The following is a 26,503-nucleotide window of genomic DNA, read 5'->3' as shown; positions in this document are numbered from 1 at the left end:
ATAAAAGTGATGCTACTATTTACTATTATAGCTGAAAAATTGATAAAAGTGAACATTTATTCACATCAAATGATGAATGTATGTGGTGTGTGATTTTTTATGGTGGCTACATTTGGGTTTGTTAAAATTAAAGAAGATGTGACAGGCTGATGATGCTATGAAATTTTTATACATAAATGGCTGTTTTTCGTCAGTTGAGTTTGCTATAATTTTTGGACTTTTTGAGAATTTTATCAAGGTTAAAAACTAAGCAGGTCTGAGTGTATGGCTTGCGCAAGGATACTTATGCCAAATCGCAAGGAATTATTTGAAATACGAGAGTTGAAGATTCTAGAAACTGCCGAACAACTTATTTTAGAGTCTGGCGAGGGAGATTTGACGCTTGACAGCTTGGCGCAGCATCTGGATTTGGCGAAGGGTACGCTGTATAAGCATTTTGCCAGTAAAGATGAGCTTTTGCTGCGTATTTTGATCGACTATGAGCGTAGGCTGTTGCGCATGAACATGACGCAAGATGGTGCGGGCGCTGGTGTGGCACGCATGGCGCTTTTGCAGCTCAGACTGCCACAGCGTGCGATGCTGTTTAATCACATCGAAGAGCGGCTGGCTGGCACTTCGGTGGGGTTAAACAAGGTCTTTGGCGAGCTGTATCAGGTGCGTCGAGAGCGCATGAAACGGCTGATGGAGATTGCCGAGCAGTATCTGCATGAGCAAAATAGTGCCATGGCGGTGCGTGACTATGTGGCGCTGATTTGGGCGGTGGGTCAGGGCGGCGCAGGGCTGTTAAATTCTAGCTTTTATCAGCGTTATTTGGGCAGTCGAGAGACCTTAAAATTTGCCTTTGTGCAGCAGCTGCTTGATCTGCCAAAGATGTATCCTAACAATGATGCAGCGTCTTGATGAATGCTTGATTTGCCATTTATTTGCCATTTGCCGACATCATTTGTCATCAATTCATGATCTTAGGTCATAACTGTCCACTTTTTATCCTATCGATAGGTTTTTTGTAACTTTTTGCTATAAATATCGCAAAAATCATTTAGCCTCATCAGTTTTTGTGATATATTGCTAACCTTGTGAAAGGTTTTTTGATATATGCCCATAGCCATCAGTCACTAAGTGACAGCAATAATTAAGATGAGCCAGTGCAAGCAAGCTTGATGCAGGCGCTCATCTTGTTTGAATGACATGGCAAATCAGTAAATCTTGACACATTTTGTTGTGCTATATTTAACTTTCATATTTTAATTTTTTAATTTGACATTCACCGACAACGCCTACGATAAGAGATACAGCCATGCCGATGAACCGCATTAAGTCTTTTTTTGAACTCGAAGCCGCAGGGGGGATTATCCTTGCGCTTGCTGCCATTCTTGCGATGATCGTCGCCAACTCGCCTTTGCATACATTCTATGATGCTTTCATTCATGCGCCTGTTGTTGTGCAGATTGGGGCATTTGAGATTGCCAAAGATGCTCACCACTGGATCAATGACGGTCTGATGGCGATTTTTTTCTTTTTGGTAGGGCTTGAATTAAAGCGAGAAGCGCTCATCGGCGAGCTTTCTGACATAAAGCAGATCATTTTGCCTGCTTTGTGTGCGGTCGGTGGTATGGTCGTGCCTGCTGCCATCTATGCTGCATTTAACTACAATAACAGCGAGCATCTGGCGGGCTGGGCGATTCCTGCGGCGACCGACATCGCCTTCGCTTTGGGTGTGCTGAGCCTTTTGGGCAATAAAGTGCCTAATGCGTTGAAGGTATTTTTGGTGTCGATTGCCATTTTTGATGACATCGGTGCGATTGTCATCATTGCGCTGTTTTATACTGCTGATTTGTCGTTGGCATCGTTAGGGATTGCGCTTGCGTGCCTTGTGCCGCTGTTTATTTTAAATCGTATGAATGTCGTGCGAATCACACCTTATCTTTTCATCGGACTAATCATGTGGGCGGCGCTATTAAAGTCGGGCATTCATGCGACTTTGGCGGGTGTGGCATTGGCGTTTTTTATCCCGCTAAAAAACAAAAAAGACCCAGAACATTCGCCACTTGAAGAGCTTGAACATGACTTGCATAATACGGTGGCGTTTGGGATTTTGCCACTGTTTGCCTTCGCCAATGCGGGCGTGTCGCTGGCTGGGGCAGGCATCAGCAGTCTACTACATCCTGTGCCACTGGGCATCGCCGCAGGTTTATTTATTGGTAAACAGGTGGGCGTCATGGGTGCGGTATTCCTTGCTTTAAAAACCAAAATGGCAAGCTTGCCAAAAGACACAACCATGATGCAAATTTATGGCGTCTCCATGCTTTGTGGTATCGGCTTTACCATGAGTTTGTTCATCTCAGGGCTTGCCTTTGGCGGCGTTCCAGAGGAATTTGACCCCCGAATTGGCATCATTGGCGGCTCACTCATCGCAGGCATCGTAGGCTATTTGGTGCTGCGTCGCAATATCAAAGATGCCGATAACCCAACACTTGCCGAGAGCAATGACATGTATCTGGGGACAGATGAGCTTAAAAAACATTGATTGAGCTTGACTTAAGGTAAGAGTAATAAAAACGGAAGAGGTTCAAAGTCTATTCCGTTTTTTTGCGCTAACGGTCATTGTAAAGAGTATCAAAACAAAAGGGCGCTAAGATAAAAGCACTAGCTGAGCCTTTTTATCAGCGTCTCCATGCTCTCATCACGGCAATTTGCCACACCAACGCCACACCAAAGCGACATATAATCGGTATTTTTGTTGCTTGCTCCGTGCGCCCTTAGCGACTTGGTCATGGCATTTAGGGTGGGGTAGGTGGGCAGGCTATCATTGTCTTTATCGGCAAAGCGGCGCATGTAGTCTGTCTCTATGCCCCTTGCCCATTTGCCAGAATATAGGCGAGTCAGCCGAGTATCTGATGCTTTGGCTTGTAATAATTTATCCTTCCAAAGTGGGCTGATCGGGCTTTCTTGGGTGGTTAAAAATGTCGTACCCACCGCCACAGCATCTGCGCCACCATCTAGCATACACCGTACATCTTCACGGCTGGCAATGCCACCTGTGGCGATGAGAGTGATGTCTGAGCTGGCTTTGGCAAGCTTTAATAGCGTCAAGGTGTCTGTCTTTTTGCCATCCACATCCAGCCAGCCGCCTTGATGACCGCCAGCGCCAGCACCTTGCACCACCACCGCATCCGCACCCACAGCCTGCCACGCCTGCACTTCATCTGGTGTGTTTGCCGTCCCGACCACCAGTGTGCCGACTTCATGCAAGGCTGCAACTTGCGCTTGGCTTAAAATCCCAAAAGTAAAGCTTGCCACAGGCACAGGCTCATCAAGCAGCACGGCAAATTGCTCGGCAAAGGTGTGTGCAGGCTTTGCATCCATGCTCGGTGTGACGCCAAGCTCATCATAAAGCTCTGACAGCCAAGATGGCATGGGGGCGGCATAGTGTTCGGTCAGCTGTTCGTCTAGGATCATCAGATTGACATTAAAAGCGGCAGATGTCTGCGCCTTGATGCGACCGATCTCATCTTTGATTTGGCTTGGCGACATCATGCCCGCCCCAAGCGAGCCCAATACACCAAGCTGACATGCCTTTGCCACAAAGTCGGCATTGCTTGCGCCTGCCATCGGTGCTTGAATGATGGGGGTGGTTAATGCCAGTTTTTCCATAAATGCGCTCATACCCGCTCCTTAAAGTTTATATTAAAGCTGAATTGACAATACGCCAAGATGCCATCATCATACCATCATAAAGGCGGTTCATAAAGACAGCAATGTGCAAAATAACCGCTAAAATAACCACCATTTATTTGCTTGATGCTCATATTAAGCAAGTGTCAGCAAGCCACACCATCAATTTGAGAGTTTGTATACAATTTCACCATAATTATGTGCAATTTTGTAACAATTTTAGCGAGATTTTGCGTTATACTAAAAATTGAATTTTGGAAATAAATCTCATTTTCAGGGATTTGTCCATTTTATTCGCTGTCCTGATTTTAACTCATTCAAAGGAATTTATCATGAAAAAATTATTGATTGCAACTGGTGTTGTTTCTGCATTGGTTATGACTGGCTGTGCCAGCACCACAGCACCCGTCGCTGACAAGGGCAAGGCGCACCATCACCATGTAGAAAAGCATAAGCACCACAAAGGCGAGAAAAAGGGTGAGCGTGGTCACTTCCAGGCGTTCCAGTGTGAAAACGACGCTGCCATCAAAGTGCATCATGTGCCAGAGCATGACCTGATCAAAACACGCATCAACGCACCATCTTGGAACCTAAATGAGGTGTCAGTGGACATGAAAGCTGCACCTGCGGCGTCTGGCGAGCGTTTTGTCAATGATGTCAATGCTTCTGCCAAATACGAATGGCACAGCAAGGGCAATATCGGCGTGCTGTCTGTGAAGGATGCCAAAAATGTCACGACAGAGCTTAACTGCGAAAGAGTCAAATTTGACAAAAAGCCACACAAGCACAAAGCACCTGTGGTCGCATCTTAATATTGATCTGATGATTTAATCATGCCTTTAATAAAAAACGCAAATCAGGTTGGTTTGCGTTTTTTTGATGGGTGTCATGTGGCTATAGGCTGGTAATCTAAAAACCCCGCCAAGCAAGTCTCTTGGCGAGGTTTTGGTGAGTGCGGCTTATAAAATGTTGCTTAGCAATAAGAATAGTAGTGCGCTCATGCCAGCTGCTGCGGGCAGGGTGATGATCCATGCCAGACCGATGGGTTTCATCAGTTTCCAGTTGGTGTTTTTGTTCACCACGCCGATACCAAGGACTGCACCGACCAAAATGTGTGTGCTTGATACAGGAATACCAAGGCTTGATGCGCCCATGACCACTGCCGCCGCCGCAAGCTCTGCGGCAAAGCCTGATGCTGGGTGCATTTCGGTAAGGTTGGTACCGACTGTCTGAATGACTTCTTTGCCGATGAACCACAGTCCGACAATGAGCGACACACCAAAGGTCAGCATGACAGGTGCAGGCACGGTGGCTTTGGCGGCGATGGCGTTTTCTTTGATCACATCCAAAATCGCCACAAAGGGACCGACCGCATTGGCGATGTCATTAGAACCATGACTGAACGCAAAGGCACACGCTGTAAACACCTGCATCCAGCTGAACATGATGAAGGTTGCCTTGCCCAAGTCCTCTTTGTGCTTGCCACGAATGGTCTTGGTGTAGATAAAGGCGGTAAGCCACACCATCGCACCGATCATACCCATCACAAGGCAGGCGTGCAGCGGAGACAGATTTAGACCTGTATTAGACAGACCCTTAAATACCACCATCGCCGTCATGATGACCGCACCCAGTGCAGCGATGAGCGGCACCCAAGTTTTCAAAGCTTTCAGTGTATCCATGCTGCTGCGTTCATTTTCGATGTCATGCAGCGAGCGGTAATAGTCCGTTTCTAGCTCATCTCGGTGGCATTCGCCCTCACTAAACGCCTCTTGGTCACGCAGTAGGGCGGTGGTGTACGGCAGCTTGTCGTCGTCGCTTAGGCTTTCAAAGTGTTCTTTTTGCTCACGCTTTAACAGCTTTTTCTGCGCTTTTAGCTCTTTGACACGCACCTCAACCTTTTCGTTATATGCCAAGATATTGCGCTTAATCAGGCTATATAAGATGTATGACAAGACGCCGCCAAGCAGGGGTGATGCCACCCACGAGATGGCGATTTCACCGATTTTTGACCATTTAACGGTAGAAAAAGCAAGGTCTGTGCCGCCCATGCTGATGCCAAGCACGATGCTTGAACCTACGATGCCGCCGATGATGGCGTGCGTGGTCGAGACTGGCAGACCTTTTTTGGTGGCAAATAGCAGCCAAAATGCCGCTGCCGCCAGCGCTGAGAGCATCAGATAGATAAACTGATTTGGCGTCACGCCAAGGCCGCCAATGTCCACAATGCCGCTACGAATCGTGTCTGTCACCGCAGCACCCGCCAGCACGGCACCCGACACCTCAAAAATCGCTGCCACAGCAAGGGCTTGCGTTACCGTCAGCGTGCCTGCGCCCACCGAAGTGCCGAACGAATTTGCCACATCGTTACCGCCGATGTTGAACGCCATAAAGATGCCAAAGAAACTTGCCACCATGAACAGCAAGACCTGCTGATGAGCTGTGTACGCCAGCCCCCAGAATGCAAAATAAACACAAACTGCCGCCAGCAGTAGCGCAAAAAACACATTTGCCCACATCGGCGTGGTTTGTTTTGCTGAATTTACCATAAATCCGCCAAAAGACTTAAAAAGACTTGATTAAGCACCAAAAGTGACTTTGGGTGTTTTAATCCTGAATAATGACAAAAAATAAACTGCCCAATGAACACTGCGGCATTTTATCCCACGAACATGACAGTTTTATGACAATTTTAACATATTGTCAGAAAATTAACCATTTTTTGTCATTTTTTTATCAAATTGTACAAGCTCATCACAGCAGATTTATGCGTATTGAAATTTGCCACATCAGCCCAACATTAACCCATCATCACTAAGACCATCATCAAAGACTATTATTCAAAGGATGCTTTATGTCGCAAATTCAATCTCTTGTAGATACGCTCAATGCCTATCAGGCCCTGCCACACCACAGCGATGATGAGCTTAGGGCGGTATTTTTGGCGGTGCAAGCATGGCAAAAACAGCGCATCCACCAAAGCAACCACGCCTTATTTACCAGCCCAAACACCGCACCACTGGCACACTATCTGATTGATCGCATTTATGGCGACAAAGATTTTGACATACTCGCCAAACAGCTTTTGACCGCAGGTAACAATGCCCTAAATGGCTCAGGTCGCCTTGAAAAACTCATCCCAAAAAACACGCTTGCCACAGGCATTTTGGGTGTCAAATCCGCCGTCCTAGCGATTGAGCTTGACCTACAAGTCGCCCAATTTATCCACCAAAATCCCAAGTATTATCAAGCATTTATAGAAAATGGCATCACTGATGAGCTGATGATTACCGCCTATCAAACCCTAAACACCAAAGACGCACGCATTGCCCAAATCCACGACATCACCACCGTATGCCAAGCGTCTTATCAGCAGTTCAATTCGTTTTTATTGCAAAAAGCCTTTAAACTGGCGAAAAACACCGCTTATCAGCACGGCTACCAGCCTTTGTACGACTTCATTCACGATGGGCTATTTGCCATCAAAACCATCAAAAACATTGACGATTTTACCACGCCATTTAGCCAAACCGAGCTTGCCACCATCGCACGCATTCACACGCAAGGGCGTATTTTTGGCTGATTTGGCGGATTTTTGGATTGTTTGTATTATGGTGTAGGAAAATTGGCGGATTAGTGGTATCATTACAAGGATTTTTTAAGAGAATTTTGGAAAACATCATGAGCCACGACAACAGCATTGACAACAACGCCCAAAACAGCGACACCTTCACCAACCCAAACATCTTGCCAACTGGCACACCGCAAGGTCAAGCCGCCATGCAAACCCCTGCCAGCGATGCCCCCCAAAGCGATCGCTATTCTGAGAACATCGGTGCGACCACGCATTTTGGTTATCAGACCGTCGATGCCAAAGAAAAACAGCACAAAGTCGCCGAAGTTTTTACTTCTGTCGCCACCAAATACGACATCATGAACGACTTGATGAGCTTTGGCATTCACAGACTGTGGAAGCGCTATGCCATCAGCTTAACAGGCGTGCATTCTGGTCAGTCGGTGCTAGACATTGCTGGCGGTACAGGCGATTTGGCAAAAGTATTTAGCCGTGAAGTCGGTCGCTCTGGGCGTGTGGTATTGTCCGACATTAACGAAGCCATGCTTGAAGTCGGTCGCACTCGCCTGATTAACGCAGGCTGTAATAATGTGGATTTTGTGCTTGCCAATGCCGAGACGCTTGAGCCATTTGATGATGAAAGTTTTGACTTGGTCACCATCAGCTTTGGTCTTAGAAATGTTACCGACAAGCAAAAAGCCCTAGAAGCCATGCACCGTGTGCTAAAACCTGGTGGGCGACTGCTTGTGCTAGAATTTAGCAAACCTGTCTTTGAACCGCTCTCAAAGGCTTACGATTTGTATTCATTCACCGCCCTGCCACTGATGGGCAAAATCGTGGCAGGCGACTCTGAAAGCTACCAATATCTTGCCGAAAGTATCCGTATGCACCCAGACCAAGCTACCTTAAAAGGCATGATGGAGCAAGCAGGCTTTGTTAATTGTGATTATCACAACTTAACAGGCGGTATCGTGGCGGTACATCGTGGCTTTAAGGCTCGCTGATGATTGGTGTATTAGCATTAGGACTGGCTGAGCGTGCCATCAATGGCACGCTTGGCTGTGATCCGATGAGTCAGACACAGCTGGCAACTTTGTCAGGCAAGACCTTGCGTGTCATCATAGACGAGCCAAATTTGTCTTTGGATGTGCTGTTTTGTGATGATCATCTGCGATTTGAGTCAGTCAGCCAAAGTCTATTTGAACCACAAGGCGGAGTCGTCTGTCAGCCTGACTGCACGCTCCATGTCGCCACACCACAGCAGCTACTGGCACTCATGCAAGACTCTACTGGCAATCTGCCCATCAAAGGCGACTACAAGGTACTCATGCAAATTAAGGCACTGGCAGAAAATTTTCGCCCAGAACTACTAAACCTTGAAACTCTCATCGGCAAAAACGCTGGCAGTTATGCTTATCTGGTCAGCCAAGAGCTGTCGCCTGTCATCTCGCCTGTGTTGTCATCGGTCAAATCACTCTTGATGGACGCACTGGCACTGCCCAAAACCCATCCGCTTGATGACGCCATCAGCCAAAAAAAGCAAGAACTGCTCCGCCTGACTGCCGACATTGAGCGTGAAAAAGCACGCCTAGCCGCCCTACAAAATCAACCAACCTAACCGCCATGCTCATCTCTCACAAAAACCGCCTACTATCCCTATACCGTATCGCCGCCAAATACCGCCTTGACACCCATTTTGCCGATGTGCCAGAGCTTGCACCACTGGCTCGGCTGATTCGTCTGCACCCAGCTGGCATTGGCAAATCGCACAATCCGCTAGGGATTAAGCTTGCCCTTGAAGAGATGGGAACGCTGTTTTTAAAACTTGGGCAACTGCTCTCCACTCGCTCCGACCTACTCCCCCCTGACATCATCGCCCAGATGTCGCTTTTACAGGACAAAGTCGCCCCTTTTGATGTCAGTATTGTCAAATCACAAATTGAACAGCCAAAAACAGGACTTGGCAAACCCATCAGTGAGCTGTTCGCCAGATTTGACGACAAGCCACTTGCCGCCGCCAGTATCGCTCAGGTACACACCGCCGCCTTGCATGATGGGCGTGAAGTGGTCGTCAAGGTCGTACGCCCTGACATTAAGGCGGTCATCATTGCTGATTTTGAGCTATTGCGTGAGATGGCTGCTTGGCTGTCGGCTCGCATGGAGGCGGCTCGTGCGGTGCATGTCATTGATATTGTGGAAGAATATCGGCAAATCATGCTAAACGAGCTGGATTTGACCCTAGAGTCTGCCAACGCCACCAAAATGCGGAATAATTTTACAGGCTCACGGCTGATTTATGTGCCAGAAGTGTATTTGGCAAGTCCGTCCGTGATGGTGTCTGAGCGGATTTTTGGCGTACCGATTTCTAAGACTGATCAATTTGACAAACTGGGCTATGACCGTGCCGAACTTGCCAAAAACGGCTTGACCATCTTTTTTACCCAAGTCTTTCGTGATAACTTTTTCCATGCTGACATGCACCCTGGCAACATCTTTGTGGAGACTCTGCCAGACGGTACTGCGGTGGCAAATCCACGCTATCTGGGGCTAGATTGTGCCATCATGGGCGAGATGAGCCGTGAAGATCAGCTGGTGGTGGCACGCCTGCTATTGTCTGTAATGAATGGCAACTATACCACGCTGGTGGACATCATCGCACAGGCAGGCTGGATACCGCCATCTACCGACAAGCACGCACTCATCAAAGACATGGCTCGCACGGTCAGCCCAATGGTATCCAAGCCGATGAGCGAGCTGGACTTTGCTGGGATTTTGTTTGAGATTTTAAACATCGCTCGCCGTCATCAGATGAGCATTCCGCCACAGCTCATGCTGCTATTAAAGACGCTCGTTCATGTTGAAGGCTTGGGGCGTGAGCTGTATCCACAGCTTGACATCTGGTCGCTTGCCAAGCCGATTTTGACAGCATGGGTCAAAGATCAGCTCGATCCTGTCAAAAACCTTAACGACATCAAAGCCAAAGCGCCAGAGCTACTACTTTCCACCACCGAACTGCCCAAACTCATCAGCCAAGGCGTGCAGTCTATGGCGACGCTTGGGGCAAGACAAGACAAAGAACTGCGAGAACTCCAAGCTCTACGAGCAGATTTTCTCAACCAAAAACGCCATGATTGGATTGCTTTGGGTGGGTTTATCACATTTATTGCTATTGGCCTGACCGTGCCGATTTGGTGGGTGGGTGTGATTTTTCATCTGCTTGCGGTGGGTTTTGTGGTTTGGCGAGTGTTGGTGTGAGGATGTTAAGCTTATCTTGGAGATGGGGTGGGTTTGGTTGAATGAATGTAAAACCCAATATTTAAGATGTAACTCATTGATTTTGTTGGGTTTCGCAAGCTCAACCCAACCTACGGGCTGGTTGAAAACACACGATTTGGTGAAATGACCTTTACACGCTCACAGCTTGACCGTAAGTTTAAACACGCCAGTGATTTTGGGATTGATATTAGTAAAAAGAATGCCGATACTTTGTTGGTGTACGAACAAGCGATTTTGGCACATTTGGCAGATGAAAAAACCATTGCAAAAGGCACTTATCGTGATGTAAAAAACAGTATTGTGTATTATAATAGTGATACGATGGTTGCTGTCGTATTTAAAGAGACAGGTGAGTTTATCACAGCGTTTATTCCTAAAGACGGTGAAAAGCCACAATTAACCAATTATCTTAAAAGCGGAGTATTATTTTGAGTGCTTTACTTGATTATGCATTAGAATATCAACAAGGAAAAATGTCGGCTATGGATTTTTCTTGGGGCTATCTTGCCTTAGAGTCTAAGCGTCATAAAGAAGGCGTTGCTGACAATGTTAATGAAAGAGAGGGTATTGCCCATTGGGTAATTTCTTCTGCCTGTGATAGGTTTGAACTTGAGCCAGACCGTGAAATTGCAGAAATTGACGAACAAGAATTTAATGTGTTGGTAAATCAAGCCATCAAAATCGGCTTAAGCAGTGAACAGCAATTTAACGACCCACAATTTAAAAAAGAAGTTGAGCAGGCGTTAAAGTCAGTTGGATTGATCAGACCTTAAAACCCTTAAAATACAAAGCATTGACGATAAAAAATGCCTTAAAAATGGCGTTTTTGATCACTTAAACCCAAAACCTTTCGAATTCGAAAGGTTTTTTTTATGCCTAGTAGGCAAAAACGGAGAGCATAGTAATGACGACCGAAACCCAAGAAATCACCGCCGAACAATTCGACCTGTAGGCTGGGTTAGTGACAGCGTAACCCAGCATTATGGTGTAACCCATTCAATTTTTTGGGTTTCGTGCCACAACCAACACCTTTGAACCATCTTACAGATCATGACTTACAGCCATCACAAAGCCCAATCCTCAATCCGCCAGCCCTGACGCACCGCCTCAGCCCTTAAAATCTCATCGGGATTGACGCACACCGCCTCATCGGCAAACGACAAAAGTGGCAAGTCATTTTTAGAATCTGAATAAGCAATCGTCCGCTCAAAGTTCAGCCCCTGATCTTGGCAAGACTGGATAAATTTATCCAAATGATACAGCTTGCCATCTTTAAAATTGGGTCGTCCGCCCACACGCCCTGTGTAGCGATTGTCCGCAATCTCAAGCACGGTCGCCAGTGTATGTGCATCATCCACACCGAACAGATTGGCGATCGGCTTGACCAAAAAATCATTGGTCGCACTAATGACCAGCACCGTATCGCCTGCCTCTTTATGGGCGTTGATTTGTGCCTGTGCCTTTGGACGCATATTTGGGACAATCCAAGTATTCAGATATTCTTGACGGTAGGCGTGTAGCTCATCCATCGTCTTGGTGGTCAAGAATGCCGCCACAAATTCATTATACTCCACCGCATCAAGCGTGCCTGCGATGTAGTCTTGGTAAAATTTATCATTAGCGTCCTTATATACCGCTGCATCCACCAAGCCTTTATTGACAATAAACTGCCCCCAGCTGTGATCGCTATCCACATCAAGCATGGTCATGTCTAAGTCAAATAATGCCAAATTTGCCATATTTTACCTCTGTCTATTTGCTGGGGGCTTGGAGTGGATTGCGTGGGGCAAAATTTTCACTCCAAAGCTGAGCTGTTTTGGGTTTGGTGGATATGCACAGTGCAGTCCATGCGCCATCATAACAAAAAAGCAGGCAAAGCTGAACTGTTTTTTTTGGTGGGATTTTGCTGATGAATGAACCCTACTAAAAAGCCACCGAAAAAATCGATGGCTTTATGGATAAACTGACAAGAGTTATCAATTTTTCATCAAGTCTATCTGTCAGCAAAGATTAAAATTTGCCTTTAAGCTGAGCTAGGATTTGCTCGATCTCGTCGTTGGCTTGCTGTTCGTTGTCTAGGCTGCCTTTTGGTGTTAAGTCGTTCATCACCTGTGGCAAAAGCTCGGCGATGCCTTGGCAGACTTCTTGCTCGCTGGCGCCCGTTTGTGAGCAGACTTTGGCGATGTCTTGATTGTCAAACACACGAGCGATGTCCTGCGCATCGATGCCGTCATTGTCGGTGTCGATGTTTACCCAAGATTGGGCTTTGTTGCCCAGACCATTGCCTTGAAATTTGGCAAGTACGCCTGACAGACCGCCATTTTTTTGAATGTAGCTTAGCACGATTGGCAGCAGCGCAAGCAGTAGGGTGGATTTGTTAAAACCACCTGCTTGGCGATTTGGTAGCGGTGACTGACCGCCTAACAGACCGCCTAGAAGTCCACCAAGATCGGTCGGGCTGGCTTGGCGAGTCTGGCTTTGACCGCCTAGAAGTCCACCCAAAAGACCGCCCAAGCCGCCTTGCTGCGCCTGTGGCTGACCGCCAAGTACCTGACCCAAAAGACCGCCCAGACCTGCATTGTTGGCTTGCTGTCCTGACAGACCACCCAAAAGACCACCTAGGGCATCGGCTGGGCTGCCTTGCGATGATGTACGGCTGTCTTTTAAGGCGTTTTGGGCGACTTGGGTAACGATGGATTGTAATAGGCTCATGAGTGTTCCTTATGAAGTTGGTATTGAAAATACATTGAAAATAAAATCATGTAAAGTGCGTCCATCTTATCAAAATTTGCGCCCAAAAGTGTCGGTGTTGTGTAAACTTTGATGGTGTTTGTGCGACTTTTGCCAAAGATTTTGGTGGCTTTGTGTGCGTGCTGCGGCTTTGGGTGGATGGTTAGCCAAACTTTGAGGCGTCCATGACGCAAATGCCCAAAAGCTTACGAAAATTGGCATCATCCACTTGGTGTCGATGAATGATGACATCCAGCCTTTGGCGGCGGGGCTCGACCACATGAAAACTTAAAAATACAGCTTTTAAAGGGGTGTGAAGGGTGCGTGCGTCAGTAAGGTAGCCCTGCCACAGGGCGTGTTTTTGTCCCATGTTGACGCCAATGTCCCAAAGCTCGTCAATGTGATGACAGCTTAGCTTTGTGGGCTTGACCTGAAAATGCCTGAGCAAAGATAGGGCGACCGCCAACGCAATCAAGAGCATAAGCACCCACCAAGGCAGACCTGCCAGCCACGCAAAAATGAGCGTCAGCGATGCATAAGCCAGCCACGATATTGAAAAATGACGACCAAGCGTGACATCCAGATGCAGGCGGTTTTTTGAGCGCTTGGCAGGCTTGCTGGTGGGCATGTCATCAGGTCGGCGTGTTTGATTCGGTGTGTTTTAGCTGTTTCATGCGTTCGATGAGTGCTGCCACTGCCTCATCTTCTGGACGCTCTTGACCCAAGAAAAACAGCAATAAATCAGGATCTTCATGCGCCAAAAGACGCACAAATGCCGCCTGCTCTGCCTCTGGGGCGGTCAGATAGTGTGCCTTGACATAAGGGTCGATGTAATAATCAAGCTCTTTGAGACCTCGCCTTGCTTGATAGATGATTCGTCTTTGTTCTAAGGTTGGTTCGATGTCGCTCATAAATGCTCTAAAATTGACTTAGCTTTGTTGATGAATTTTTTGTGCCAAAATCCAAAACCGACCGCTTGGCTTGGCGGCTTTGGCTTGTGCAAATTTGGCTGATGCAAGTATAACAAAACGGCATTAAAAATGATACAAAATTTGCCATCTGTCTTGGCTTAAGTCTTGGCTTAAAAATCTTACCATCGATTTGCAAAGCTTGGTGTGGCGATGGTTTGGTCATTCAAACAGATCAAGCTGACGGGTGCTGTCTATGGGCTCAAAATTTGAAAAAGTCACGCCCACAAGCCTGATGGGCAGGTGTTTTGGGCTGTTTTGATAGAGTTTGATGAGCCATGACAGGGTATTTTGTGGGTCTTTGAAGGTGATTTTTGCGGTGTGGCTGCGAGTGATTTGGCTAAAATCGCTGTATTTGAGTTTGAGCGTGACGGTGTGGGCTTGTAGCTGTCTTTGGGTCAAATCTTGCCATGCTTCTAGGTTTTGTTCGCTGATTTTTTGCTGAATGAACGCATCATCACGGGAGTTTTCTTTAAAAGTGGTTTCGGTGCCGATGGATTTGCGCACACGGGTGGGTTTGACTTCTCGTTCGTCTCGTCCGTGGGCGATGTCGTGATAAAATTGCCCTCGTTTATTACCAAAGATTTCCACAAGCTGTACCAGTGGCACATTTTTTAAGGCTTTGCCTGTAAATACGCCCAGCTCGTGCAGGCGTTTGGTGCTGGCCTTGCCGATGCCGTGGAATTTTTCGATGGCAAGCTCGTCGATGAATGCGTCCGCCATTTGTGGCGTGATGACGGCGATGCCATTGGGTTTGTTGATGTCGGATGCGATTTTGGCAAGCATTTTATTAAAAGACACGCCTGCTGATGAAGTGAGTCCTGTTTGGGCGTAAATCTCGGCTCGCAGCCAGTTTGCCATGAGTGTCGCTGAGCCGCCGCAATGCGTCTGACCCGTCACATCCAGATACGCTTCATCAAGCGATAAAGGCTCAACCAAATCAGTCAGGCTTAGCATGATGGTCTTGATTTGGCTGCTGACGGCACGGTACACCTCAAAGCGTGGACGCACAAAAATCGCTTGCGGACAGCGTTTTTTTGCCTCATAGCAGCTCATCGCCGAACGCACACCAAAGGCACGCACCTCATAGCTTGCTGCCGCCACCACGCCACGCCCATTGGGGTCGCCGCCGACGATGAGCGGTCTGCCACGATAGTCAGGATTGTCCCTTTGCTCGACGCTGGCAAAGAAAGCATCCATGTCTAGGTGTATGATTTTTCTCATTATTTATGATAAATGTCCCAGATCGTGTGCAGTGCCGTGAGTGCCACCACAGGGGCGGTCTCTGTTCTTAGCACTCGCTCGCCAATCGTCCAAGGCAAAAAGCCGTGCGATCTGGCAAGCTCAATCTCATTAGGCGACAGACCGCCTTCACCGCCGATGAGCAGGCTGATGGTTTTGGGGAAATTATCTTGGTATGCACCAAAATCCACTTGCCCATCGCTGAGCGCCAGCACCAGTTTTAGCTCATCTTGACAATGCTCTACAAACTCGGTCAAAGCGATGGGTGGTAGAATTTCTGGGATAAGATTCATACCGCACTGCTCGCACGCCGCTATCGCCACGCCTTGCCAATGGGTGATTTTTTTCTTATCTCGTTCGTATTTGAGATGCTCTTGACAGCGCTCGCTGGTCAAAAGCTGAATGCGTGATACGCCCATTTCGCACGCTTTTTGAATGGCATAATCCATACGATCGCCACGGCTCATCACAAGTCCAATATTGGCAATAAAGGGCGGGGTGCGATTAATGGGGTTAAAGTCTTTAATAAAAACTTTGGCTTGTTTTTTGTCAATCTCGGTCAAATAAACTGCATATTCCCCACTATTGCCATCAAATAAAATGCCAGTATCGCCATTTTTGGCACGCAAAACTTTGCACCAATGATGATAAATGGTGTCAGTCAGGGTGATTTCTTGTCCAATTTGATTGGGGAATAGGGGGGTGTCAATATAAAATCTGGGCATAATTAAAACGAATTTTTAATGGGCTGAAAAAATATCAAAATTAAGCTCTCTTATAATTTCAATATGATGATAATAATCCATACGACCAAACCAAGATTGATATAGCTCATCGTATGATGGATAGTGTATTGTATAACGACAATGATACAGCATATGGGGTTCGGCGGTATATTCTTTTTGATAAGAACCATCACTTAAAAGTTCTATGGTGCTTTCACGATTTTCTATTTCTTTTTCATCTAAATCCATTTTTGTTGGATATATTTTATATTCTTTTAAAATATTTTTAAACACTTCATATAAATCCTTTTCTTTCATTGCACAGTTTTTGCAATTATACTTATCAAAATTTTCACTTAATAATAATTCTTGAATTTCTTGTTTGGTTAATATGTATTTTTCAGGTTTGGGGGTTTTTATGATTTTTATATCGTTATTTTCTTGATGATTTTTAAATTTTTGTATCATAAGATAAATAAGATAGGCAAATAAAAAACCAAAAGAAATTATGATAAAAATATAAAATCCAGAAAAAAGAAATGCTATTAGAAATGTTTCCATTGCTTTTCCCTTAATTTCTAAATTCACAATCCACCAAATGGTCATTTACCATTCCGCACGCTTGCATAAATGCATAACAAGTCGTTGCTCCCAAAAATTTAAAACCATCTTTTTTCAGTTGTTTTGCCATTTTGATGGAATGTTCGGTAGAGCTTGGAATGTCGGATAAGGATTTTGGCTTATTGTCTTTTGGGATTTTGGTTAAGCCACTCGGAGACATTGCCCAAAGATAATCACAAAAAGATTGGGTTTGGGTAATTTTTAAATACAATTTGGCATTGTCAATAATGGCTTTAATTTTTCCCCGATGACGAATAATGCCAGCATTTTGCATTAGCTCATCTATTTTTTTATCATCAAAAGTGGCAATAATAGCGGGGTCAAAATCAGCAAAGGCGTGATAATAATTCTCTCGTTTTCTAAGAATCGTAATCCAGCTTAATCCTGCTTGCATACTTTCTAAGCAAAGTAGGGCGAATAATGCTCTATCATCAAAAATGGGCTTACCCCACTCATTATCGTGATAGGCAACATATAAAGGGTCATCGCCACACCAAGTGCAACGGTTGATGGTAATTTTATTCATAAATTAAATATTTGGATAAATGCGATAAATCAAAGTATTAAATAAAGTGTTTGCGATTTATTGTACCGTAGTATAGCAATCTGTATTCAAGTTTTGTACTTTTATGATTAAGTAATTTATGAGCAAAACTACCATCAAACCAACCACCAAGAATATCTGCTAATAATAGTTGGTTTTCAGGAATGCGATATCTTCCTTTTATGGCACAATCTTTATCCACATAATACATCATAAAACTAGTAATACTGGCGACAAAGTAAAGTGAAACAATGAGTTTTGGGAATTTACCTAAAGCAACCAAAATTATCAAGGTTAGCATATAAAAAATAGCAAAACCACAAATAAAATTAAGGGTTGAATTATTTTTGCTCATTGTTTTTATTCTTTCATCAATGGATTGAAAACCATTTCCAATCCATTGAGAATTACCAATTAAAAATCAATACTTATACTCATCAGACTTAAACGGACCATCGACTGCCACGCCCAAATAATCAGCCTGCTCTTGGGTGAGCTTAGTCATCACACCGCCAAAGCCTGCCACCATTGCGGCGGCGACTTCTTCATCAAGTTTTTTGGGCAAAACTTTAACATACAAGTTTTCTGCCTTTTTGTCGGCTGGCAAGTCGGCAAATTTTTCGGCAAATAGGTGTATTTGAGCTAGCACTTGGTTGGCAAATGAGCCGTCCATAATGCGTGATGGGTGTCCTGTGGCGTTGCCTAAGTTTACCAAGCGACCTTCCGACAACAAAATCAAATAATCGCTTTCGTCATTTGAGCGATAAACCTGATGAACTTGTGGTTTGACCTCCACCCATTTCCAGTTGTCACGCATGAATTGGGTGTCGATTTCGGTGTCAAAGTGTCCGATGTTGCACACCACAGCCGTTGATTTTAGGGCTTTTAGCATTTCACGGTCGCACACATGATAGTTGCCCGTGGTGGTCACGACAAGGTCGGTGTCTTGTAGTAGGGCGGTGTTCACGCCTTTTGATGCATCGCCTGCCACATAAGGCGACACCAGCTCATAGCCGTCCATACAGGCTTGCATGGCACAAATCGGGTCAATTTCTGACACTCGTACAATCATACCTTCTTGGCGTAGGCTCTGAGCCGACCCCTTACCCACATCGCCATAGCCGATGACGAGCGCACGGCGACCAGATAGCAACATGTCCGTACCACGCTTAATCGCATCGTTTAGCGAGTGGCGACAGCCGTATTTGTTGTCGTTTTTGGATTTGGTAACGGCGTCATTGACATTGATGGCAGGGACTTTGAGTGTACCGTTGTTCAGCATCTCAATCAGGCGATGAACACCTGTTGTGGTTTCTTCTGAAATACCATGAATGCGGTCAAGCATTTGTGGGTATTTGTTGTGGATTAGGGCGGTCAAATCGCCACCGTCATCAAGAATCATATTGGCGTCCCAAAGCTTGCCGTCTTTGTGGATTTGCTGTTCAAGGCACCATTCGTATTCTTCTTCGGTTTCGCCTTTCCACGCAAATACAGGAATACCTGCCGCTGCAATCGCTGCCGCTGCGTGGTCTTGGGTACTAAAAATATTGCAAGAAGTCCAACGCACTTCTGCACCCAGCGCCACCAAAGTCTCAATCAAAACCGCCGTTTGAATGGTCATATGGATACAACCAACAATCTTAGCACCTTTTAGGGGCTGGGCATCTTTGTAGCGTTTGCGAAGTCCCATCAAGGCGGGCATTTCGGTTTCGGCAAGGCGGATTTCTTTGCGACCAAACTCGGCAAGGCTAATATCGGCGACTTTGTAGTCAGTAAAAGTAGACATCTGTCTATTCCTTATAAAAAGTTAAAAAAAGATAAACAGATGTCGTTGATTTATAATTATAAAATACCGCATTCATTTTAGGGGCGAATCACATTCGCCCAAAACATTGAAATGATAAAAAATAACTAAACCAAGCCTGACTTTTTTAATTTTTTTAAATTTTAAAAAAGTTGCAACATCTCTTGGTGGGTTTCTATTATAGCAAATTTTATGGTCAATTTGCCAAATGATTGTGCTGTGGGGGGCGGTATTGATTCATTTGGTATGAAACTGACTTTACTCTTACTGTTTTAAGAAAAAAATGGAATAAGCAAATTGTTTGGAAAAAATATTACACAATTTTTGCTCTCGGTAATGATTATGTATTGACAGGATTATTTTTAGTCGCTATTATTATGGCTATGGCTATGGCTATGGCTATGGCTATGGCTAAAGACGGTATTTTTAATTAAAAAAGTTACCCAGTGGTTTTATTTAATCTATAATCTGTCAAGGAGATGCCATGAATAAGGTTTTTAAAGTAAAGCGTAACGCACAAGGTCAGTCTGTGGTCTGTGCAGAAACGGCAAAATCTCGCTCGAAAGGTCGAGTGATTGTGGCGGCGGCTTTGTCTGTCGTTTGCGCAGGGGGGGGGGATTGCTCATGCTGTTGAGATCTCTGAAGTCAATGGACTTGACACTCGCTTAAATGGCTTGCAAACACAGCTAAACACCAAAGCCAATCAGTCCGATTTGGCTATACTTGCCAATAATATCCTACCAAACCTTCAAACTCAAATCACAAAAGCACAAACAACAGCCGATGCCAAGGCTGACCAATCAGCCCTTGACGCCACCAATGCTACTGTTGCTACTAAGGCTGACAAAACCGCCGTTGATGCTTTAACCACAAAAGTAGATGGCAAAGCAGACCAATCAGCCCTTGACGCCAAAGCCGATAAAACAGAATTGGCAGGTAAAGCAGACGCTTCTACTGTCACCGCTCTACAATCTGCCCAAACAGCAACTAACCGTGAGCTACAAACCCTAGCCAACAACATTCTGCCTAACCTACAAACTCAAATCAATGGCAAAGCAGACCAATCAGCCCTTGACGCCACCAATGCTACTGTTGCTACTAAGGCTGACAAAACTGCCGTTGATGCTCTAACCACAAAAGTAGATGCTAACACAGCAGCAATTGCAACCAAAGCAAGTACTCAAGAAGTGACAGATGCACTTGCTCAAGTTTATAAAAACTCTGTCGATTCAGCAAAAACTTACACCAACCAAGAAGTTGCAAAAGTTAATGATGAATTGACTAAAAAAGCAGACAAAACTGCCGTTGATGCTCTAACCACAAAAGTAGATGGCAACACAGCAGCGATTGCAACCAAAGCCGATCAATCTGCCCTTGACGCCACCAATGCTACTGTTGCTACTAAAGCTGACAAAACTGCCGTTGATGCTTTAACTACAAGAGTTGATGGCAAAGCCGATGCATCTGCCCTTGATGCCACCAATGCTACTGTCGCTACTAAAGCAGACAAAACTGCCGTTGATGCTTTAACCACAAAAGTTGATGCCAAAGCCGATCAATCAGCCCTTGACGCCACTAATGCTACTGTTGCTACTAAGGCTGACAAAACCGCCGTTGATGCTTTAACCACAAAAGTAGATGGCAAAGCCGATGCATCTGCCCTTGATGCCAAAGCTGACAAAGCTGACCTAGCTTCAAAGGCTGACCAATCTGCCCTTGATGCAACTAATGCTACTGTTGCTACTAAAGCTGACAAAACTGCCGTTGATGCTTTAACTACAAAAGTTGATGGCAAAGCTGACACCACTTATGTTGATGCACAAAACCAAGCACAAGATCAAGTCATTGCAACCAAGGCGAATCAATCAGCCCTTGACGCCACCAATGCTACTGTTGCTACTAAGGCTGACAAAACTGCCGTTGATGCTTTAACTACAAGAGTTGATGGCAAAGCCGATGCATCTGCCCTTGATGCCACCAATGCTACTGTCGCTACTAAAGCAGACAAAACTGCCGTTGATGCTTTAACTACAAGAGTTGATGGCAAAGCCGATGCATCTGCCCTTGATGCCAAAGCTGACAAAGCTGACCTAGCTTCAAAGGCTGACCAATCTGCCCTTGATGCAACTAATGCTACTGTTGCTACTAAAGCTGACAAAACTGCCGTTGATGCTTTAACTACAAAAGTTGATGGCAAAGCTGACACCACTTATGTTGATGCACAAAACCAAGCACAAGATCAAGTCATTGCAACCAAGGCGAATCAATCAGCCCTTGACGCCACCAATGCTACTGTTGCTACTAAGGCTGACAAAACTGCCGTTGATGCTTTAACTACAAGAGTTGATGGCAAAGCCGATGCATCTGCCCTTGATGCCACCAATGCTACTGTCGCTACTAAAGCAGACAAAACTGCCGTTGATGCTTTAACTACAAGAGTTGATGGCAAAGCCGATGCATCTGCCCTTGATGCCAAAGCTGACAAAGCTGACCTAGCTTCAAAGGCTGACCAATCTGCCCTTGATGCAACTAATGCTACTGTTGCTACTAAAGCTGACAAAACTGCCGTTGATGCTTTAACTACAAAAGTTGATGGCAAAGCTGACACCACTTATGTTGATGCACAAAACCAAGCACAAGATCAAGTCATTGCAACCAAGGCGAATCAATCAGCCCTTGACGCCACCAATGCTACTGTTGCTACTAAGGCTGACAAAACTGCCGTTGATGCTTTAACTACAAGAGTTGATGGCAAAGCCGATGCATCTGCCCTTGATGCCACCAATGCTACTGTCGCTACTAAAGCAGACAAAACTGCCGTTGATGCTTTAACTACAAGAGTTGATGGCAAAGCCGATGCATCTGCCCTTGATGCCAAAGCTGACAAAGCTGACCTAGCTTCAAAGGCTGACCAATCTGCCCTTGATGCAACTAATGCTACTGTTGCTACTAAAGCTGACAAAACTGCCGTTGATGCTTTAACTACAAAAGTTGATGGCAAAGCTGACACCACTTATGTTGATGCACAAAACCAAGCACAAGATCAAGTCATTGCAACCAAGGCGAATCAATCAGCCCTTGACGCCACCAATGCTACTGTTGCTACTAAGGCTGACAAAACTGCCGTTGATGCTTTAACTACAAGAGTTGATGGCAAAGCCGATGCATCTGCCCTTGATGCCACCAATGCTACTGTCGCTACTAAAGCAGACAAAACTGCCGTTGATGCTTTAACTACAAGAGTTGATGGCAAAGCCGATGCATCTGCCCTTGATGCCAAAGCTGACAAAGCTGACCTAGCTTCAAAGGCTGACCAATCTGCCCTTGATGCAACTAATGCTACTGTTGCTACTAAAGCTGACAAAACTGCCGTTGATGCTTTAACTACAAAAGTTGATGGCAAAGCTGACACCACTTATGTTGATGCACAAAACCAAGCACAAGATCAAGTCATTGCAACCAAGGCGAATCAATCAGCCCTTGACGCCACCAATGCTACTGTTGCTACTAAGGCTGACAAAACTGCCGTTGATGCTTTAACTACAAGAGTTGATGGCAAAGCCGATGCATCTGCCCTTGATGCCACCAATGCTACTGTCGCTACTAAAGCAGACAAAACTGCCGTTGATGCTTTAACTACAAGAGTTGATGGCAAAGCCGATGCATCTGCCCTTGATGCCAAAGCTGACAAAGCTGACCTAGCTTCAAAGGCTGACCAATCTGCCCTTGATGCAACTAATGCTACTGTTGCTACTAAAGCTGACAAAACTGCCGTTGATGCTTTAACTACAAAAGTTGATGGCAAAGCTGACACCACTTATGTTGATGCACAAAACCAAGCACAAGATCAAGTCATTGCAACCAAGGCGAATCAATCAGCCCTTGACGCCACCAATGCTACTGTTGCTACTAAGGCTGACAAAACTGCCGTTGATGCTTTAACTACAAGAGTTGATGGCAAAGCCGATGCATCTGCCCTTGATGCCACCAATGCTACTGTCGCTACTAAAGCAGACAAAACTGCCGTTGATGCTTTAACTACAAGAGTTGATGGCAAAGCCGATGCATCTGCCCTTGATGCCAAAGCTGACAAAGCTGACCTAGCTTCAAAGGCTGACCAATCTGCCCTTGACGCCACCAATGCTACTGTTGCTACTAAAGCTGACAAAACTGCCGTTGATGCTTTAACCACAAAAGTAGATGGCAAAGCCGATCAATCTACCGTTGATCAATTAAAAGCTGATGCCATTGAAAGTTTTAAACAACAACACACTCAATTAACCGCCTTGGGCAATCGAGTGAATGATGTCAATGACAAAGTAGATGCCAACACAACAGCGATTGCAACCAAAGCCGATCAATCAGCCCTTGACGCCACCAATGCTACTGTTGCTACTAAAGCTGACAAAACTGCCGTTGATGCTTTAACCACAAAAGTAGATGGCAAAGCTGACACCACTTATGTTGATGCACAAAACCAAGCACAAGATCAAGTCATTGCAAACAAAGCAGACCAATCTGCCCTTGACGCCACCAATGCTACTGTTGCTACTAAGGCTGATCAAAGCTCGGTGGATGCGTTAAATCGTACCGTGCTGGGTTTTGATGGCCGCATTCAGTCGGCGCAGGATGCAGCGATGACGGCGGTCAATCAGGTGGCAGGTTACGATGCTCGCATTGACGCTGCTGAACAGCAGGTCGGTGCAATGGCAACGCAAATGACTGCGTTTACAGGTCGTCTGGAGGTGCTAGAAGGGCAGTATCAAGTCATGGATCAAAGAGTAACCGAGCTTGACAAAGAGTTGAGTGCGGGTATTGCTGGTGCGGTGGCACTCGCCATGATGCCCGCCCCGAGTGCAGGTGGTCATTACATCACGGGCGGCACAGGCGTATACAATGGCGAACAGGCCGTTGCCATTGGCATGACGGGCGCATCTCCTTCTGGGAAATTCAGCTATAAGTTTGGCGGCTCGGCGACTTCATCAGGTGCTGGCACTTTTGGTGCTGGTGTGGGTTATCGTTGGAGATGATCGATTGTTGTGAAAAACACAGCTTAAACTTAAAAAATCCACTTGCCTACATCAAGTGGATTTTTTTGTGGAGGGTTGCCATGCTAGACAAGGCATCCATCTTGTCTTTGCTGTGAAAAATTGATAGCATGGCGTCTTATGGTTGAATGAATGATGTGAGGCGTGATGAATGTGATGCAAAAGATGGTGCTGTCGATGCTGATGGCGGTGGTGTGGCTACTGGCGCCCATCAGTCATGCCAGCTCCGCCAAAGGGGTGCTAAATCCTGTCGCCACACAGGCGGAGTCTAAGCCTAGGGATACTTTTGGGCGAGAGACACCAAGAGGGGCGGTGCAAGGATTCATGAAGGCAATCGCCGCTGATGACGCAGCCCTTGCGGCAAACTATTTGGACGGGCGTTATCTGTCGGGCACCAAGACTTCCGATGAGGAAATCGTCCGCCGTTTTAAAAAAGCGCTGGATGCAGGTGGTAGGCTCGCTCCTGATTTGCAAATCAGTGCTGATGTCATGGGTGATTTGTCAGATCACTTGCCTGTGGATGTCGATAAGGTGGGCGAGATTCAGCTGATGAATGAGCATATTGACATTTTGATGGTACGCCGTGAAAGCGACGATGGGGCGGTGTATTGGCAGTTTTCCAAAGAGACGCTTGCTAAGCTGCCGCAGACCACCAAATCTACCCCCACGCTTGCTCAGCGTCTAGATCTTGATGAAGTCAGTCGCCATCAAGTGTTTGGGGCGAATGTTGGTGACATCTTAGCGCTCATCATCTTGGTGGTGGGGGCGTATCTGGTCGTCTATGCGCTCGTGTGGCTGCTGTACTGGCTGACTAAGCTTGTATATCAGACGGCAAGCGGTAAGGTCTATCGCATCACACCGACCGTCATCATGCCACTGGCGCTCATCATCGTGGCAATGCTTTTGCCTGAAATCATGTTGCGAGCAGGCGTACCAGTAACTTTACGCGCGTCTTTTGGTCGTTTTAAAGATGTCATTGCATGGGGTGCGACAGCGTGGCTGATGCTGCGTCTCATCGATGCGCTGTTTGGGCGGGCTGAGGCAATGAGCTTAAAGCGCAATCGCCCAGAGCAGCTGTCTATTTTAAGTCTGATGCGTAAAGTTGCCAAGGCGCTGATGCTCATTTTGGCGCTCATCATCATCTTGGGTAATTTGGGCTTTGATCTGACGACAGGGATTGCAGCGCTTGGGGTGGGCGGTCTGGCGCTTGCCTTTGGTGCGCAAAAAACCATCGAAAATCTCATCGGTTCTGTCGTGGTGGTCGCCGACCGTCCTGTGCGAGTGGGAGATTATTGCCGTTTTGGCAATCTTGAAGGCACGGTGATTGACATTGGCATTCGTTCTAGTCGCATTCGCACGCTCAATCGTACGGTGGTGACCGTCCCAAATGGCGAGTTTTCTTCCATGCAAATCGAAAACTATGCCACTCGTGATATGTTTCATTTTCTGCATAATTTATACATCGCTCGAGATGCCGACCCTGACGAGCTTGCCAGAATGATTCGTGGCATACAGATGTTCATCAGCGGACATGACCATGTAAATGATGAATGGACGCAGGTACACATCACCGAGATGCGTCAAGACTGCTTTGTGGTGCAGATGCGCTGCTACATCAATGCTGGTGGGGTGATTGAGTTTTATGGTAAGCAAAGCGAGCTGATCGTGGACATCTTGGCTCAGCTTGAACAATATGCCGTCAAGCACGCTCTGCCCAGCCAAAGCGTGCATTTGCAGCAGGATGATGTGAGAGACTTTGAAAAATGATATGGTCAATCAGCTCCAAAACATAACACAATTTAGTCATTTTGTCTGAGCTGAGCTTGGAGAGCCTGGCAGAAAACCGCTATCGGCAGGCAGGTTTATGGCGAACGGATTTGGCAGACTTTGAAGTAAAATTGCCACATAAGCCATCACATGAACCAAATCTAAATTTTGCTGTGGTCAGGTAGGGGCTAATTGCAATTAGCCCCTACTAATTGCAATTAACCCCTACGGACAGTGGTTTAACTTGTGGTAATTTAAAATTCGCTTTAAAATTTCTCAGTGCATATAAATTCTCATGCGATCACCGCCTATTTTTAAGACCCCAAGAAATGCTTGGGGTTTTTTTTATTGGCAAATTTATCAGATTTTTATTGAAAGATTGCTTTATTTATCATTTTTTATGATACCTATATAAATTTATTTTAAAAATAACTATAATACCGCCATTCATAAACATAACAAATGCTAGCATAATAAAAACTGATGAATAAGCGATGATTGATGCATTGCGTTCAGTTTGGCGAGCAAA

24 protein-coding genes are annotated in these 26,503 nt (G+C 45.9%); 12 read left to right on the top strand and 12 right to left on the bottom strand.

The window, feature by feature from the left end; genetic code table 11:
- Positions 1 to 285 precede the first annotated feature (285 nt).
- Positions 286 to 900: a TetR/AcrR family transcriptional regulator gene (locus tag LU290_RS08295; protein WP_277808134.1), complete on the top strand. Its 615-nt coding sequence runs from the start codon at positions 286 to 288 to the stop codon at positions 898 to 900.
- Positions 901 to 1,297: 397 nt separating this feature from the next.
- On the top strand, positions 1,298 to 2,527 hold the full coding sequence (nhaA, locus tag LU290_RS08290; protein ID WP_277808133.1) for a Na+/H+ antiporter NhaA: 1,230 nt from the start codon (positions 1,298 to 1,300) through the stop codon (positions 2,525 to 2,527).
- A 119-nt stretch (positions 2,528 to 2,646) separates the two neighbouring features.
- On the opposite strand, the gene LU290_RS08285 is transcribed toward nhaA, so the two are convergent.
- Entirely contained in the window at positions 2,647 to 3,666 is a 1,020-nt protein-coding gene (locus tag LU290_RS08285; RefSeq protein WP_277808132.1) for an NAD(P)H-dependent flavin oxidoreductase, read from the bottom strand.
- Between the two features lie 341 nt (positions 3,667 to 4,007).
- Here LU290_RS08285 and LU290_RS08280 point away from each other — a divergent pair, with 341 nt between their 5' ends.
- The gene (locus LU290_RS08280; RefSeq protein ID WP_277808131.1) at positions 4,008 to 4,487 is read left to right on the top strand and encodes an MliC family protein; all 480 of its coding nucleotides are present in this window, start codon (positions 4,008 to 4,010) and stop codon (positions 4,485 to 4,487) included.
- A 147-nt stretch (positions 4,488 to 4,634) separates the two neighbouring features.
- Here LU290_RS08280 and LU290_RS08275 read toward each other — a convergent pair whose 3' ends face one another.
- Positions 4,635 to 6,224, bottom strand: a complete 1,590-nt coding sequence (locus LU290_RS08275) for an inorganic phosphate transporter (protein WP_277808130.1) — start codon at positions 6,222 to 6,224, stop codon at positions 4,635 to 4,637.
- A gap of 305 nt (positions 6,225 to 6,529) precedes the next feature.
- On the opposite strand from LU290_RS08275, the gene LU290_RS08270 reads away from it, so the two are divergent.
- The 6 genes from LU290_RS08270 to LU290_RS08245 all read left to right on the top strand — a co-directional run bounded on the left by LU290_RS08270 (position 6,530) and on the right by LU290_RS08245 (position 11,298).
- Entirely contained in the window at positions 6,530 to 7,258 is a 729-nt protein-coding gene (locus LU290_RS08270; protein WP_277808129.1) for an FFLEELY motif protein, read from the top strand.
- A 98-nt stretch (positions 7,259 to 7,356) separates the two neighbouring features.
- The gene (gene ubiE, locus LU290_RS08265; protein ID WP_277808128.1) at positions 7,357 to 8,253 is read left to right on the top strand and encodes a bifunctional demethylmenaquinone methyltransferase/2-methoxy-6-polyprenyl-1,4-benzoquinol methylase UbiE; all 897 of its coding nucleotides are present in this window, start codon (positions 7,357 to 7,359) and stop codon (positions 8,251 to 8,253) included.
- Entirely contained in the window at positions 8,253 to 8,867 is a 615-nt protein-coding gene (locus LU290_RS08260) for an SCP2 sterol-binding domain-containing protein (RefSeq protein ID WP_277808127.1), read from the top strand. The genes ubiE and LU290_RS08260 overlap by 1 nt, the downstream gene beginning before the upstream one ends.
- A gap of 5 nt (positions 8,868 to 8,872) precedes the next feature.
- Complete coding sequence (locus LU290_RS08255; protein WP_277808126.1) at positions 8,873 to 10,504, top strand: ABC1 kinase family protein; 1,632 nt, start codon at positions 8,873 to 8,875, stop codon at positions 10,502 to 10,504.
- 144 nt (positions 10,505 to 10,648) lie between these two features.
- Complete coding sequence (locus LU290_RS08250; protein WP_277808125.1) at positions 10,649 to 10,957, top strand: colicin D domain-containing protein; 309 nt, start codon at positions 10,649 to 10,651, stop codon at positions 10,955 to 10,957.
- Positions 10,954 to 11,298, top strand: coding sequence for a hypothetical protein (locus LU290_RS08245; RefSeq protein WP_277808124.1), 345 nt, complete (start codon positions 10,954 to 10,956; stop codon positions 11,296 to 11,298). Before LU290_RS08250 ends, LU290_RS08245 begins: the two co-directional genes overlap by 4 nt.
- Before the next feature lie 291 nt (positions 11,299 to 11,589).
- Here LU290_RS08245 and LU290_RS08240 read toward each other — a convergent pair whose 3' ends face one another.
- The 10 genes from LU290_RS08240 to ahcY form a co-directional block, all read right to left on the bottom strand.
- A complete protein-coding gene (locus LU290_RS08240) occupies positions 11,590 to 12,264 on the bottom strand; it encodes an HAD family hydrolase (protein ID WP_277808123.1) in 675 nt (224 codons plus the stop codon).
- 271 nt (positions 12,265 to 12,535) lie between these two features.
- Positions 12,536 to 13,237 carry a YidB family protein gene (locus tag LU290_RS08235; protein WP_277808122.1) on the bottom strand — a complete coding sequence of 234 codons (702 nt, stop codon included), beginning with the start codon at positions 13,235 to 13,237 and terminating at the stop codon, positions 12,536 to 12,538.
- A 181-nt stretch (positions 13,238 to 13,418) separates the two neighbouring features.
- The gene (locus tag LU290_RS08230) at positions 13,419 to 13,883 is read right to left on the bottom strand and encodes a UbiA prenyltransferase family protein (protein ID WP_277808121.1); all 465 of its coding nucleotides are present in this window, start codon (positions 13,881 to 13,883) and stop codon (positions 13,419 to 13,421) included.
- A gap of 4 nt (positions 13,884 to 13,887) precedes the next feature.
- Positions 13,888 to 14,166, bottom strand: coding sequence for an FAD assembly factor SdhE (locus LU290_RS08225; RefSeq protein ID WP_277808120.1), 279 nt, complete (start codon positions 14,164 to 14,166; stop codon positions 13,888 to 13,890).
- A gap of 219 nt (positions 14,167 to 14,385) precedes the next feature.
- Positions 14,386 to 15,447, bottom strand: a complete 1,062-nt coding sequence (gene dinB, locus LU290_RS08220; protein WP_277808119.1) for a DNA polymerase IV — start codon at positions 15,445 to 15,447, stop codon at positions 14,386 to 14,388.
- A complete protein-coding gene (locus LU290_RS08215) occupies positions 15,447 to 16,190 on the bottom strand; it encodes a 16S rRNA (uracil(1498)-N(3))-methyltransferase (RefSeq protein ID WP_277808118.1) in 744 nt (247 codons plus the stop codon). Before LU290_RS08215 ends, dinB begins: the two co-directional genes overlap by 1 nt.
- A 15-nt stretch (positions 16,191 to 16,205) precedes the next feature.
- Positions 16,206 to 16,796, bottom strand: a complete 591-nt coding sequence (locus LU290_RS08210; protein WP_277808117.1) for a hypothetical protein — start codon at positions 16,794 to 16,796, stop codon at positions 16,206 to 16,208.
- Positions 16,762 to 17,337, bottom strand: coding sequence for a DNA-3-methyladenine glycosylase I (locus LU290_RS08205; protein ID WP_277808116.1), 576 nt, complete (start codon positions 17,335 to 17,337; stop codon positions 16,762 to 16,764). The genes LU290_RS08210 and LU290_RS08205 overlap by 35 nt, the downstream gene beginning before the upstream one ends.
- Positions 17,338 to 17,374: 37 nt before the next feature.
- Complete coding sequence (locus LU290_RS08200) at positions 17,375 to 17,710, bottom strand: DUF1294 domain-containing protein (protein ID WP_277808115.1); 336 nt, start codon at positions 17,708 to 17,710, stop codon at positions 17,375 to 17,377.
- A gap of 66 nt (positions 17,711 to 17,776) precedes the next feature.
- Positions 17,777 to 19,141 carry an adenosylhomocysteinase gene (gene ahcY, locus LU290_RS08195; protein ID WP_277808114.1) on the bottom strand — a complete coding sequence of 455 codons (1,365 nt, stop codon included), beginning with the start codon at positions 19,139 to 19,141 and terminating at the stop codon, positions 17,777 to 17,779.
- 502 nt (positions 19,142 to 19,643) lie between these two features.
- On the opposite strand from ahcY, the gene LU290_RS08190 reads away from it, so the two are divergent.
- The 3 genes from LU290_RS08190 to LU290_RS08180 all read left to right on the top strand — a co-directional run bounded on the left by LU290_RS08190 (position 19,644) and on the right by LU290_RS08180 (position 25,974).
- The gene (locus tag LU290_RS08190; RefSeq protein WP_277808113.1) at positions 19,644 to 19,793 is read left to right on the top strand and encodes an ESPR-type extended signal peptide-containing protein; all 150 of its coding nucleotides are present in this window, start codon (positions 19,644 to 19,646) and stop codon (positions 19,791 to 19,793) included.
- A complete protein-coding gene (locus LU290_RS08185) occupies positions 19,735 to 24,189 on the top strand; it encodes a YadA-like family protein (RefSeq protein WP_277808112.1) in 4,455 nt (1,484 codons plus the stop codon). The genes LU290_RS08190 and LU290_RS08185 overlap by 59 nt, the downstream gene beginning before the upstream one ends.
- Before the next feature lie 165 nt (positions 24,190 to 24,354).
- Positions 24,355 to 25,974, top strand: a complete 1,620-nt coding sequence (locus tag LU290_RS08180) for a mechanosensitive ion channel family protein (protein WP_277808111.1) — start codon at positions 24,355 to 24,357, stop codon at positions 25,972 to 25,974.
- Positions 25,975 to 26,503 lie beyond the last annotated feature (529 nt).

This window comes from Moraxella nasibovis (assembly GCF_029581575.1).
GTDB lineage: Bacteria > Pseudomonadota > Gammaproteobacteria > Pseudomonadales > Moraxellaceae > Moraxella > Moraxella nasibovis.
The sequence above is the reverse complement of the archived record's forward strand: the minus strand, read 5'-3'. Positions and strand labels throughout refer to the sequence as shown.

Coding starts and splice junctions, on each gene's coding strand:
- LU290_RS08180 (WP_277808111.1), top strand. CDS start 24,355: ATGAATGTGATGCAAAAGATGGTGCTGTCGATGCTGATGGCGGTGGTG.
- LU290_RS08260 (WP_277808127.1), top strand. CDS start 8,253: ATGATTGGTGTATTAGCATTAGGACTGGCTGAGCGTGCCATCAATGGC.
- LU290_RS08200 (WP_277808115.1), bottom strand. CDS start 17,710: ATGAGCAAAAATAATTCAACCCTTAATTTTATTTGTGGTTTTGCTATT.
- LU290_RS08210 (WP_277808117.1), bottom strand. CDS start 16,796: ATGACCATTTGGTGGATTGTGAATTTAGAAATTAAGGGAAAAGCAATG.
- LU290_RS08295 (WP_277808134.1), top strand. CDS start 286: ATGCCAAATCGCAAGGAATTATTTGAAATACGAGAGTTGAAGATTCTA.
- LU290_RS08270 (WP_277808129.1), top strand. CDS start 6,530: ATGTCGCAAATTCAATCTCTTGTAGATACGCTCAATGCCTATCAGGCC.
- dinB (WP_277808119.1), bottom strand. CDS start 15,447: ATGAGAAAAATCATACACCTAGACATGGATGCTTTCTTTGCCAGCGTC.
- LU290_RS08255 (WP_277808126.1), top strand. CDS start 8,873: ATGCTCATCTCTCACAAAAACCGCCTACTATCCCTATACCGTATCGCC.
- ubiE (WP_277808128.1), top strand. CDS start 7,357: ATGAGCCACGACAACAGCATTGACAACAACGCCCAAAACAGCGACACC.
- LU290_RS08285 (WP_277808132.1), bottom strand. CDS start 3,666: ATGAGCGCATTTATGGAAAAACTGGCATTAACCACCCCCATCATTCAA.
- LU290_RS08235 (WP_277808122.1), bottom strand. CDS start 13,237: ATGAGCCTATTACAATCCATCGTTACCCAAGTCGCCCAAAACGCCTTA.
- LU290_RS08205 (WP_277808116.1), bottom strand. CDS start 17,337: ATGAATAAAATTACCATCAACCGTTGCACTTGGTGTGGCGATGACCCT.
- LU290_RS08215 (WP_277808118.1), bottom strand. CDS start 16,190: ATGCCCAGATTTTATATTGACACCCCCCTATTCCCCAATCAAATTGGA.
- LU290_RS08240 (WP_277808123.1), bottom strand. CDS start 12,264: ATGGCAAATTTGGCATTATTTGACTTAGACATGACCATGCTTGATGTG.
- LU290_RS08190 (WP_277808113.1), top strand. CDS start 19,644: ATGAATAAGGTTTTTAAAGTAAAGCGTAACGCACAAGGTCAGTCTGTG.
- LU290_RS08250 (WP_277808125.1), top strand. CDS start 10,649: ATGACCTTTACACGCTCACAGCTTGACCGTAAGTTTAAACACGCCAGT.
- ahcY (WP_277808114.1), bottom strand. CDS start 19,141: ATGTCTACTTTTACTGACTACAAAGTCGCCGATATTAGCCTTGCCGAG.
- LU290_RS08230 (WP_277808121.1), bottom strand. CDS start 13,883: ATGCCCACCAGCAAGCCTGCCAAGCGCTCAAAAAACCGCCTGCATCTG.
- LU290_RS08280 (WP_277808131.1), top strand. CDS start 4,008: ATGAAAAAATTATTGATTGCAACTGGTGTTGTTTCTGCATTGGTTATG.
- LU290_RS08225 (WP_277808120.1), bottom strand. CDS start 14,166: ATGAGCGACATCGAACCAACCTTAGAACAAAGACGAATCATCTATCAA.
- nhaA (WP_277808133.1), top strand. CDS start 1,298: ATGCCGATGAACCGCATTAAGTCTTTTTTTGAACTCGAAGCCGCAGGG.
- LU290_RS08275 (WP_277808130.1), bottom strand. CDS start 6,224: ATGGTAAATTCAGCAAAACAAACCACGCCGATGTGGGCAAATGTGTTT.